Genomic DNA, 12,338 nt, shown 5'->3' on the forward strand with positions numbered 1-12,338 from the left:
TTGAAAACATTAGTTTTCTGATGAGGAAGGATTGGAAGTGATGATGTCTGAAGGATTTGGTATAATCTCTTTAATTCTGTCCATTTTATTTTTTTTCAATTCTTTGATGAATTGTTCTTTTTTAGGACCAATTAATGCATATTCAAGAACTTCTGCAAGAGTGTTGACTGGTATGATTTCTATCTTGTCCTGGTATTTTTTCTCTATTAACACATCATCCTTGTTTGATGCAGGTATAAGTACTCTTTTCATACCGGATTCAGCTGCGGCTTCTATTTTGTAGGTTACTCCACCTACTGGCAATACATTACCTCTTACGCTTAATGAACCTGTTAATGCTAATGTTTGATCAATAGGTATGTCTTCGATAGCTGATATGATTGCTGTTGCCATGGATACACTTGCACTGTCTCCTTCGACTCCATCATATGATTGTACAAATTGTATGTGGATATCGTAATTGGATATGTCTTTTCCAATGCTTTTCTTAATAATTGCCCCTACATTTTGTACTGCTTCTTTTGCTATGTCTCCTAGTTTTCCTGCTGCAATTATTTTACCTTCTTCTTTACTTTGTGATGGTGCTGCTTCTGCTGCAATAGGTAGTACGATACCGCTTGAGTTACCTATTACTGCTAATCCGTTGATGCATCCGATTGCTGATCCTTGGTTGTTGAATACACTGTATTCTTTTCTTTGTACAATGTATCTGTCTGCTATTTGTTGTTCTAGTGTTCTGGATTGTTTTTTAGCTTCGTATACGTGTTCTATTGTTACTTCTGGTGCTCCTTCTTCTACTGCTACGTCTCCTGCTGCACGAACTAGTCCACCAAGGTCTCTTAGTTTAAGGGTTAATGAGTCTTTTTTTCCTGCTCTTCTTTGTGCTTCTTTAATTACTTCTGCTACTGCTTCTTTGTTGAAGTGTGGTATTCTTCCATCATTTTTTACTTCTTGTGCTACGAATTGTCCTAGTTTTTGACGGTTTTCTGGTGTGTCTTTCATGGTGTCTTTCATGAATACTTCGTAACCGTATCCTCTTATTCTTGATCTTAATGCTATGTGCATGTCTTTTAGTACTTCTAGGTTTCCTGCTGCTACTAATACGAAATCACATGGTACTGCTTCTGTTCTTACCATTGCTCCACTACTGTTGTCACTTTGTCCTGTTATTTGGAATTTGTGTTCTTGTAGTGCAGTTAGTAATTGTTGTTGTGTTTTCATGTTCATTGTACCGATTTCGTCAATGTATAGTACTCCCTTGTTTGCTTTGTGTATCATACCACTTTCTACTCTTTCGTGTGCTGGAGTTCCAAGTCCTCCTGATTGGTATGGGTCGTGTCTTACGTCACCGAGTAATGCTCCTGCGTGTGCTCCGGTTGCATCTACGAATGGTGCTACTTTTTTTGCGTCACTGTTTACTAGGAGTTTTGGTGCGACTTGGTTGTTTTTTGGTTTTATCTGGTATAATGCGAAGAATACGATTCCTACTGCTATGATTGCTTCTAGGAATTGGCCTGTTATGAAACCTATTGCCATTATTAATCCTATGATTGCTACTGTTAGGATGTTTTTTCTTTCTTCCTGGCTTTTAACATTTTTTTTGCTGTTTTCTATTATTTTTGCTCCTTGTCCTGCTGGCATTACTCCTACTAGTGGGTTGTTTGGGTCTTCTAGGTTTGGGTATATTAGTATGTCTTGTAGTTCTTCTGGTGGTAGTAGTTCTGCCATTGCTTTTGCAATCATTGATTTACCGATTCCTGGTTCTCCTATGAGGAGTACGTTTCTTCTTTGTTTTGCTGCTTTTTTGATTTTTTCTACTGCTTCTTCTTGTCCTATTATCTGGTCTATTAGCATTGGTGGTATGTCTATGTTTTTTGTGTCTATGTAGTCATTTGGGTCTATTTCTGGTAGTGTTTCGTTTTCGGTGGTGTTGCTGGTTGTTTCTTCGTTTGAGGGTTCATTGTTTTCTTCATTTACTTCGATTATGTCTTCTGTTTCTGGTACTATTACTTCATCATCGATTATGTCTTCTTTATTTATTTCTTCCTCGTTTATATTGCTTATACAAATCCCTCCGTTTTATTTGATGATTGTTATTATTATTGTTATTTGTTGATTTTTTCTATTCATATTAATTTTATAATTTATGTATATTATATCTATTTGTTATCATATTATTTTAAGTTACCAAAAGTATTTAAAATCTTTCATATTATACCCCGACACAACAATATACCGAAGTCAAAAATTAATATCAAAACTATTTTAAAATACATAAAGTTTTTAACAATATAATATACAAATATATTGATAACTATCGTAACTAACAAACCAGGTGAAAACAAATATGAAGTACATAATGTTTCAAGGAACATCATCAAATGCAGGAAAAACATTAACAGTAGCTGCATTATGTAATATACTATCACGGAGAGGATACAGAGTAACTCCATTCAAATCACAAAACATGTCCCTAAACTCATACACAACAAAAGACAATAAAGAAATGTCAATAGCACAAGTAATGCAAGCAGAAGCAGCTGGAATAGAACCAGATTGTAACATGAATCCAATCCTACTAAAACCAAAAGGCGAATTCTTATCCCAAGTCATAGTTCAAGGAAAACCAGCAGGAGATATGAGATTCGATGACTATCAAAACAATTTCAGAGACGAAGCAATCGTAGCAGTAAAAGATTCATTAAATCAACTAAAAGATGACTATGACATAGTAATACTAGAAGGTGCAGGATCACCAGCAGAAATAAACATGTACGACAAAGATATTGCAAACATGTTCATGGCAAGATTAACAGATGCTGATGTAATACTTGTTGCAGATATAGACCAAGGAGGAGTATTTGCATCAATCGTAGGAACATACTTCCTATTACCCGAAGAAGATAGAAACAGAATCAAGGGAGTTATAATAAACAAATTCAGAGGAGTAGCAAGCGTTCTTGACTCAGGAATAGAAAAAGTGGAAGAAATCACAGGAATACCAATAATAGGTATCATGCCCTTTGATGAAACACTAAACTTACCAGAAGAAGATTCAGCATCACTAACAACACACCAATTCAGTGAAAACGAAAAAATTACAATAGGAACATTAAGACTTCCAAAAATATCTAACTTCACAGACATAGACCCACTAGATTACGAACCAGATGTAGGTATAAAATTAGTGAGCATATACGATGACTTTGAAGGATTAGATGCACTAGTAATACCAGGGACACGTAACACAGTAGATGATATTGAAGAACTAAAAAAATCAGGAGCATTTGACAAAATCAAGGAATTATCCAAGAAAATACCAATATTCGGTATATGTGGTGGTTATCAAATGTTATCCACAGAAATACTTGATCCTAACTGCATAGAATCAGATCATGGTACTGTGGAAGGTCTTGGATTAATAGACATGCAAACAAAATTTGGAGAAATAGAAAAAGTAGTAAAACAGAGTGAAGCAACAGTAATTGAGGATAGTGAAATAGGATTTAAAAAAGGCACTGCAGTAACAGGGTATGAATTACACGAAGCTATAACAATCCTTGGAGAAAATACTAAACCATTCCTAAAATTAAGCAAAGGTCATGGAAACAATCCGGACTGTGAATATGATGGTGCTATTCAGGGAAATATTTGTGGAACTTACTTCCATGGAATATTCCATAACTATGAATTTAGAAGAAACTTCACAGACTACCTTAGAGTACAAAAAGGATTGGAACCATTAGGGTTAACCGGTGACACATTCAAGGAATCCAAACGTGTAAATTATAATCAATTAGGTGATTTATTCACTAAAAATGTTGACATGTCTTTCTTTGACAAATTATTAGGTGATTTAGATTAAATCTCTTTAATAACCTTAGCAAACTCTTTTAAGGTACTTGTCTGATAAACTTTTGCACCTGCTTCTTCGTAGTCTCGAACACAACTGGTAGGTGTGTTCCACCTAACTTTTTTTTCAGGATTTAATATCATAACTTTTCTTGACTTTACAACAATTTGATGCAAGATTGTAGCACTTTCCAGGATTCCATTCTTTCTTTGACCGGTCCAGTCACGGCAGTCTGTTAAAAGAATCACATCTGTGTTACGATTAAGATCTGATTTCTTTAGAAAATCAGTGAAAGCTTTTGTCATATCTGAATGTCCTCTTGGCCTAAGACCTAGGGATTGAAGTCCCACGTTTACTTGGAATGAATTTCTATATTCAACATCCAGTGCATGGGTTATGTCAACGATTCTATGATCAAATGCGTCAACTGTAATTTTATCAAATGATTCATGGCATCCTGTTAGTAATGAGAAGAACCATGTTGTAGCCCATTCGCATGATCCACTTATGTCACATAGGAATAGGTGTTTTGATTTTTTTAGTGGTGGTTTTTTATGGACTAGGTCTATTAGGTGTCCTCCAACTTTAAGATTTTTTCTTATGGTTTTTGGTATGTCTATTGTGTGTGATTTGTTCTTCTTTTTTCGTATTGATCTCTGGTTTGCTATTTTTTTACTGAATTCGTTGCATATTTCAAATACTCTGTAATCAATACTGTTTAGGGTTGAAAGTTCATCACCTAGTATGCTTTTGTCAACTACTTTTTTATGTTCAAGCCGTCGTCGAATCATGGTTTCTCTGGTTGTGTCTTCTATTGGTTTGCTTTTATCAATTTTTTGGGGGGTTGCTTGTTCTTTTACTTCTATGTGTTCTTGGTCTGCGGGATTGTTTTTGGTGTTTCGATTAAAGATGAACACGTAGTCAAATGAACGTTCATATTTAACAATATCTTCCTTATTTTTTACGTATACACTTTTTAGAGCTTCTTTAAGTTCTTTTAATGTGAATTTATTTTTGTAGTTGTTCCATATTTTGGAGGCCATTATTGTGCTTCTTATGCTAACGTTTACTCCTTGGTATCTTAGGTGGTAGGATAGTGTTAATATTTTTTCATTTGTCATTTTAATCTTAAAAATAGTTTTTTTTTCTATTATTCTGTTTCTTTTGTGAAGTAGTCATGTATTTCGTCTATGTATTCTTGTTTTACTAGTACTGCTATGCTGTCATCGTAGCCTATTTCAGTGTTTTCTGTTGGTATTATTACTTCTTTTCCTGAGTAGACTGTTACGATTTTGAATTTGTTGCTGTTATTTTCGATTTCGTGTATTGGGGTGTATATTAGGTTGCTATTTTTTACTTCTAGTTCTATTATTTCAGCGTTTCCTTTACCCAGGTTTACTAGTCGTTGTGTTCTTGGTCTTATTATTGTTCGTGCTATGTATCTCATTGCACTTTGTTCGGTGTTTACTGTTCTTATGTTTAGTTTTTTAAATATTTCGTTGTGTTGCATATTGTTTACTCTGGCAACAATTATTTTTACTCCGTGTTCTTTTGCGTATACTGAGGATAGTAAGTTTACTTCATCGTTTCCTGTTGCTGCTACAAAGAAGTCTGATTTAGGTACGTCTGCTTCTTCTAGTATTATTGTGTTTGTTCCGGATCCTTGTATTATGTAACAGTCTATTTCGTCTAGTTTTTGGCATGCTGTTTTGTCTTTTTCTATTATTGTGATGTCATGGTCTTCTGCCATTGATTTTGCTAAATTGAAACCTATACGTCCAGCACCAACTATTACACCTATCATATTTTTTAGACCTCGTATGTGGTTTATTATTATAATATTTTTTTTGGGTTTTGTTATGATTAAATTTTTTGGGTGGGATATGTTTTTTTTCTTAAAATTAGTTTTTATTTTTTTTTGGGTTTGTAATGCTGGTATATATATTATACCTAAAATTAGCTTGTAGTTTTTGTTTAATATGATGTAAGTTAGATTAAAAATTAGTGCGGCTGCCGGGATTTGAACCCGGGTCGTAGGCTTGGAAGGCCCAAGTCCTAGCCAGACTAGACTACAACCGCTTGTTATATGTTTCTTGTAATATTTGATGCAACGACCGGGATTCGAACCCGGGTCTCTACCGTGGCAGGGTAGGGTCTTAGCCAGACTGGACTATCGCTGCATATGTTTGTGTACAAGTCACTATACAATAGTCTATCGTATCTTATATATATACTTTATGGTTCAATGTAAAATGAATAAATTTTTAATAAAATTAAAGCATTTTTTATAAAAATGTTATTTTTATTTATCATATTTATATAATATTAAAACCATATTAATAATTAATAATATGATATTAATAATAATCATATTAATTTCAATAAAAATTTGGAGAGATTGTAATGCGCATAAGCATGTCATTACCAAATAAACTTCTTAATGAATTCGACGATGTATTAAGAGACAGAGGATACCAATCACGTTCAAAAGGTATCAGAGATGCACTAAAAGACTACATACTCAGATACCAATGGATGAATGAAATGGAAGGAGAACGAGTAGGAGTATTAGCTGTAATCTACGATCATCATTACGTAGGCGTAATGGAATCAATGACAGACATCCAACACGACTACAGAGAACAAATTAACGCAAGTTTACACATTCACATGAATGACAAATACTGTCTAGAAGTAATCATAGTTAAAGGAGATATAATACATATCAGAGATTTAACAGAAAGAATTATGAGACTAAAAGGAGTCGAACATGTGAAACTAACCAGTGCAGGAACTGGTGAACTAGATAAAGTAACAGAAGACTAAAAAAAAATTAATAAAGATTTATACCCACAAAAAATTAATAAAACAATCTTTTCAAAACAATCTCCAAATTTAACTATTTTTAAACTATTATTAAACCCTTCAAACAAAACAATATATAATGACATATTATGATGATTTAACAAAAGACGAAAAAAGAGTCACTATTTTTAAAGAAGCAATAAAACAAAATGCACACGGACTAACATACGACCTAGGAACAGGCTCCGGAATACTAGCAGGCATAGCATCAAAATATGCCGACAAAGTATACGCATACGAAATAAACCCACTAACAATAAAACACTACACAAAAGCAAACCTACAACAATACAACAACATAACAATAATAGAAACCGATGCAAGCACACATAAATTCACAGAAAAACCTGACGTAGTAATATGTGAAATGCTAGACACAGCACTAATAGACGAAGAACAAGTACCAGTAACCAACAACATACAAAAATACACAAAAAAAGACACAATACACATACCCCATTCAACATACGATACAATCATGATAGGACAAACAAACATAACCAACATCACATATCAAGAAAACAACAAACCCAACTTCAAAGAATACTCAGAAGAAACAAAATATAACGAAACAATATTCCGAGAAAAAAACAACACACACATACAAAAAGAAATAACACTAACATCCAAAAAAACAGGAACAATAAACACAATAAAACTAACCACATACACCAGAGTAACAGAACAATTAATAACAGGACCAACGCCAATGTTAAATCCGCCTTTACTCATACCAACAAAAGAAAAAAAGGTAAAAAAAGGAGAAAAAATAAAAATACAACTAAAATACATAATGGGTGGTGGACTAAATACAATCCAAACAGATATACAATGAACTATCAAAATTTTTAAAACAATACGAAAAATTATTAATATTCACAATAGGAAACACAATGAGGGGAGATGATGGACTAGGACCATTACTATCAGAACAAGTATACAACAAACTAGTCGAAATAACAGACAAAAACACAGACAACGTATACCTATTAAACACAGAATCAACACCAGAAAACCATACAATAGAAATAAGAAACCTAAAACCATCACACATAATAATAATAGATGCAGTAGAATTTGAAGCAAAACCCGGAGAAATGCTACTAATAAACAAGGAACAAATAGATACCTTCAACATATCAACACACTCCATGCCAATATCATTCATAATAAACTACATAGAAGAAACAATAGGAAGCAAAATAATCACAATAGGAATACAACCAAAACAAATGGAACTAATAAACACAATATCCGAAGAAGTAAAAGAAAGTGTAGAAGAATTAACTAATATCATAGTAGAACTAGTCTAGGTGAAAAAACATGAAAATATTATTTATAGGATCAAGATTATTTGATGATGCAGCATGGTATGCAAAAAAACATGAAATAGAAACAATCATCACAGAATCCAACGAAAAAGCTATGAACTTAGACCTTGCAGACAAAAAATACATAGTCCCAAGAGGCATGGAAGAACCAATAAACATAGCAATAAAAGAAGATGTTGACGCAGTAATACCATTAATAGGAATAGACCCACCACTAACAGATGTCGGACTAATGAAAGAAAAACTAGAAAAAGAAAACAACATACCAGTAATAGCAGCATCATCAAACACAGCACAACTAGCAGCCAACAAATACGATACAAAACAAATGTTAACCAAAAATAATATAAAAACACCTAAATTCAAAAAACTAGAAAAACCATACCAGATCCAAGACTTAGAAAATGAATTGCCAATAGTACTTAAAACCCCCGACGGACAAGGAGGAGTCGGAGTAAAAATAGCATTAAACACTGAAGACATTCAAGACTTCATAAAAGATAAAAACAACATCTTCACAGAAAAATTTGTTCAAGGAACAGAAATATCCATAGAAACACTCAGATGGAAAGAACAAACAATAGCACTAGCCCCAGTATACAAGGGAGATACAACACTAGAAGGCACACACCCATTATCCAAGATAAAACAAGCACCACTAAATATCAGTGGAATAGATAACCAACAGCATAACCAAGCAATAAGAGACTTAGCAGAAAAACTTGCAGACATGGTAAAAGTAGAAGGAACAATGGACATAGACATATTACATGATGCCAGAAACAATGAAAACTATGTAATAGAACTAAACACCAGACCAAGTGGAACAAGATACATGACAGCAGCAACAACAAACATCTACCCAATCTGCCAACTAATAGACATGGCATGTGGAACATGGTCTCCAGAAAATGTAAAAAAAGAAATGAAAAGTTACTATGCCACAGAATTGCCAGTAGGAGACTTCCCCGAAAACAGGCAAACACCAAAAATAAAACAATTCAGTGGAGAAAATTCATACATCGTTCATGGCCCAAAACACTACCAAAGGGTAACAATCAGGGCAAACAGCAAAGAAAACTTAAATAACCTAACATATGAATTAGTCCCGGATTATGCGAGAGAAAACAATATAAAATTCATTTAATTTCCTTTTATATTCCATTTTTCACCGTTTGTAGTTACTTATTTTAATCTGAGTCTTGGCATAAATTAGTTTAAAGAGAAAAAAAATGATTACTCTAAAAAAAAGATTAACCTTTTTTTTCAAAAAATATGCCTAATTCAACTGTTTAAAATGTATATCATCAGCACATTTAAATAACTCAGTAGTTTTTTATAGCATAATTTCTTAAATTATTCAATTTCAACGAAATATCCACTAAAATATTGAACTGCTTCTTAGAAAGACCCCTAATAAGAGTACTTTGAGTTAAAATTATACAATTTTCATCCATCATAATATGTTAATACTACTTTATTCGCTCCCTTAACTTTAAAAACGAAAATTAAGAAAAAATTCATGAAAATAACAATTCTGTGACTTCCATATTATAAACCATACAATAAATGGTATATAAATTTAATTTAAGAGGCGCTGGTAAGTAATCAAGGGGGTCTTGGTAAGTAATATATTTACATAATTATATATACATAAGTAACAATCATACTAAAAAAATAATTAATATTGAGTTTTTGACTTTAGGGGGTTAAAGAAATTATGATTAGTCAAATGGACATACTAATCTTCATATTAACAATTATAGTAACAGCACTATTCACAGCAGCTGTACGGCGAGAATTGTTAAAAGCAGATATTAGGGACAATCCAATCATCTCTGAACATAGACAAAAGAGTGGAACACCAACAATGGGCGGTTTTGGGATACTGCTAGGTATATCCCTAATGGCTTTAGTAACATTCACATGGCATGCAGTAAGTTATCTTCACATAACAGTATTTATGATGATAGCTGCAGGAATATTTGGAATGTTTGATGATTTACTAGGATTTAAAGTAAAAGAATATCAGAAAGTTGTAAAAAATACTGGTGACAATCCAGTCCAACTGGGATTATTAACATTACAACCAGGTGAAGAAGCAAGAGTAGCATCACCTAAAGCTAAAAAAGATTATGAACAAATTGTTGAAAAAGAACATAAACTAGAACTAATTGATGAAATACCAATAAAAACAGAAACATCAGAAACAGAGAAAATAATCACACAATTCATATTAGCATGTTTCCTAGTCGTACCAGGAGTATTATCAACTAACATACTTGGAATAGAAATCGGAGTATTGATGATACCATTAGCAATCCTTGCAATCATAGGATCAATAAATGCAGTAAACCTAATTGATGGTATGGATGGACTAGCTGCAGGAATTATTGCAATCGCATCCGTGGCTTCAGCATTATTTGCTGGTGCAACAACAGGTTCTGTAGCATCATTACCATTTGTTGTAATAGCAGGTGCTAGTGTAGGATTTTTGGTATTAAATCATTATCCTGCAAAAATATTCATGGGAGATACAGGATCATACGCATTAGGTACAGGGTACATGGTAGCAGCATTACTTGGAAATACATTAATATTTTCAGTAATAGCTTTGGCAGTTCCAATAATATCAGTCATAATAAGTCTCTTACACAGAGCACATATTATCACACTACCTGTAGAACCATTACATCATACATTAAACTATCATGGAATGAGTGAACAAAAAATTATATTATTATACTGGGGAGTAACATTAATAGTGTCCGTAATAGCATTATTCCTGTTTGGAATAATATAATCATTTGAGGAGTAACAATGAATAATATCAAAACATTAGATTTAGCAAAGAAAATTGAAGGAAAATTGTATGGTCCAAACAAGGAATTAAATGGAACCTTCACATTCCTAAACAAGGCATCTAAAAATGATATTGTAATAAGACATTGGATTAACGAAAAAGGTGTGCAAATAGCATTAGATAAGGAAATATCCTGTATAATCACACAAAATCCTCAAGAAGATACAATTAAATATGCACAAGAGCATGATTTTCCATTAATTGTGACAGATCACATAGAATATGCAACAGCATACGCATTAAACCAATCAATAAAAAAATATGCACAAAACGCTTTTAAAATGTCCATAACAGGAACCAATGGTAAATCAACAACTTCCCACCTTCTATTTACTATTTTTTCAGATTTAAATTATAAAACATACACAAATACTGATGCTGAATCAGAAGGCAACACATTAATAGATCCACGAGTATCAGATGAATTAACAGATTACTACAAGCAACACGGCGAAATAGAAGCAATATCACTGGAAGTATCAGAAGTACAAGGATGGGATGATAAACTAATGAAAAATCATTCATACCAGATGATAAGCGCATTAGAAGCAGACGTGGCAATAATTACAAACGCATCATTTGACCATATGAATCTCGTAGAATCATTCGATGAATTATTAGACGAAATAGAAGGAGCTGCAAGAGCCTTAGATAAACAGGATAAAAACACCTTACTAGTACTAAACTATGAAGATACAAACATCAGAAAAATGAACAAAGCAGTAGAAGATAATCCAAACATAAAAGTAATGTACTTCGGAGATTATGACCCGGAAAACATATTAGACATATCCTATAAAGAAAATGTGGGAATATATGCAAAAGAAACATTATACATCAAATACGAGGATTTACCATTCACATCAGCACATTTTATCCAAGACATCATGGCTGCAATAGCCGTATGTGAATACAAATCATTAAACAAGGAAGAAGTAATAAAATCTCTGAAAAACTATAAACCGCTAGCAAGACGTTTCATCAAACTAAGAGAAAACCCTGTTATCATTGACGACTTTGCACATAACCCTTCAGGAATACAGTTAACAATAGAGAACGGTTCAAAACTGGGGGATAAACTAGTAGTAGTTAATGCAATAAGAGGATCCCGTGGCGAAGATATTAATGAAGAAATCGCTGAATCCCTGGCAAAAACATTAAACCAGAAAGAGGATTACACATTATTATTAACTTGCAGTAAAGATGTGGTAAATCATTTAAACACAGTACTTGACTCAGAACTTCAAGTATTCACTGCAACATTAGATGAACATAACATAAAATATGAAGTAATAGAAAACCTTGAAGATGCATTAAACAAGTCACTACAAATAGCATCACCGGATGATGTCATATTATTGTTAGGAGCCCAGGGAATGGACCCTGCAAGTAATATTCTATCAAAAAACAATCAAATATAATCCAA

At 33.1% G+C, this 12,338-nt stretch carries 10 protein-coding genes and 2 tRNA genes; 7 read left to right on the forward strand and 5 right to left on the reverse strand.

The genetic code is table 11. The annotated features are described in order from the left end of the window. Positions 1-9 precede the first annotated feature (9 nt). Positions 10-1,854 carry an ATP-dependent protease LonB gene (gene lonB, locus PXD04_RS20475; protein ID WP_409988256.1) on the reverse strand — a complete coding sequence of 615 codons (1,845 nt, stop codon included), beginning with the start codon at positions 1,852-1,854 and terminating at the stop codon, positions 10-12. Between the two features lie 493 nt (positions 1,855-2,347). Here lonB and cobQ point away from each other — a divergent pair, with 493 nt between their 5' ends. Beyond that, positions 2,348-3,865 (forward strand): cobyric acid synthase CobQ, encoded by a 1,518-nt coding sequence (cobQ, locus tag PXD04_RS20480; protein ID WP_323736661.1) that lies wholly within the window; start codon positions 2,348-2,350, stop codon positions 3,863-3,865. Here cobQ and PXD04_RS20485 read toward each other — a convergent pair. The 4 genes from PXD04_RS20485 to PXD04_RS20500 form a co-directional block, all read right to left on the reverse strand. Beyond that, positions 3,862-4,974 carry a VWA domain-containing protein gene (locus tag PXD04_RS20485; RefSeq protein ID WP_323736662.1) on the reverse strand — a complete coding sequence of 371 codons (1,113 nt, stop codon included), beginning with the start codon at positions 4,972-4,974 and terminating at the stop codon, positions 3,862-3,864. The two genes, cobQ and PXD04_RS20485, sit on opposite strands and share 4 nt — an antisense overlap. Before the next feature lie 29 nt (positions 4,975-5,003). Continuing rightward, positions 5,004-5,657 (reverse strand): TrkA family potassium uptake protein, encoded by a 654-nt coding sequence (locus PXD04_RS20490; protein ID WP_323736663.1) that lies wholly within the window; start codon positions 5,655-5,657, stop codon positions 5,004-5,006. Between the two features lie 201 nt (positions 5,658-5,858). Next, positions 5,859-5,932 (reverse strand) — tRNA-Gly (locus tag PXD04_RS20495). Positions 5,933-5,959: 27 nt separating this feature from the next. Next, positions 5,960-6,033 (reverse strand) — tRNA-Gly (locus PXD04_RS20500). A 223-nt stretch (positions 6,034-6,256) separates the two neighbouring features. Between PXD04_RS20500 and nikR the strand changes: the two genes are divergently transcribed. The 6 genes from nikR to PXD04_RS20530 all read left to right on the forward strand — a co-directional run bounded on the left by nikR (position 6,257) and on the right by PXD04_RS20530 (position 12,333). Beyond that, positions 6,257-6,679 carry a nickel-responsive transcriptional regulator NikR gene (gene nikR, locus PXD04_RS20505; RefSeq protein ID WP_323736664.1) on the forward strand — a complete coding sequence of 141 codons (423 nt, stop codon included), beginning with the start codon at positions 6,257-6,259 and terminating at the stop codon, positions 6,677-6,679. Positions 6,680-6,797: 118 nt separating this feature from the next. Continuing rightward, the gene (locus tag PXD04_RS20510; RefSeq protein ID WP_323736665.1) at positions 6,798-7,553 is read left to right on the forward strand and encodes a 50S ribosomal protein L11 methyltransferase; all 756 of its coding nucleotides are present in this window, start codon (positions 6,798-6,800) and stop codon (positions 7,551-7,553) included. A gap of 37 nt (positions 7,554-7,590) precedes the next feature. Continuing rightward, positions 7,591-8,031: a hydrogenase maturation peptidase HycI gene (gene hycI, locus PXD04_RS20515; RefSeq protein WP_323737492.1), complete on the forward strand. Its 441-nt coding sequence runs from the start codon at positions 7,591-7,593 to the stop codon at positions 8,029-8,031. Between the two features lie 10 nt (positions 8,032-8,041). Beyond that, positions 8,042-9,196, forward strand: a complete 1,155-nt coding sequence (locus PXD04_RS20520; protein WP_323736666.1) for an ATP-grasp domain-containing protein — start codon at positions 8,042-8,044, stop codon at positions 9,194-9,196. Positions 9,197-9,769: 573 nt separating this feature from the next. Beyond that, positions 9,770-10,852 carry a phospho-N-acetylmuramoyl-pentapeptide-transferase gene (locus PXD04_RS20525; protein ID WP_323736667.1) on the forward strand — a complete coding sequence of 361 codons (1,083 nt, stop codon included), beginning with the start codon at positions 9,770-9,772 and terminating at the stop codon, positions 10,850-10,852. A gap of 17 nt (positions 10,853-10,869) precedes the next feature. Further along, positions 10,870-12,333, forward strand: coding sequence for a Mur ligase family protein (locus PXD04_RS20530; protein WP_323736668.1), 1,464 nt, complete (start codon positions 10,870-10,872; stop codon positions 12,331-12,333). Positions 12,334-12,338 lie beyond the last annotated feature (5 nt).

The organism is Methanosphaera sp. ISO3-F5, from assembly GCF_034480035.2.
GTDB lineage: Archaea > Methanobacteriota > Methanobacteria > Methanobacteriales > Methanobacteriaceae > Methanosphaera.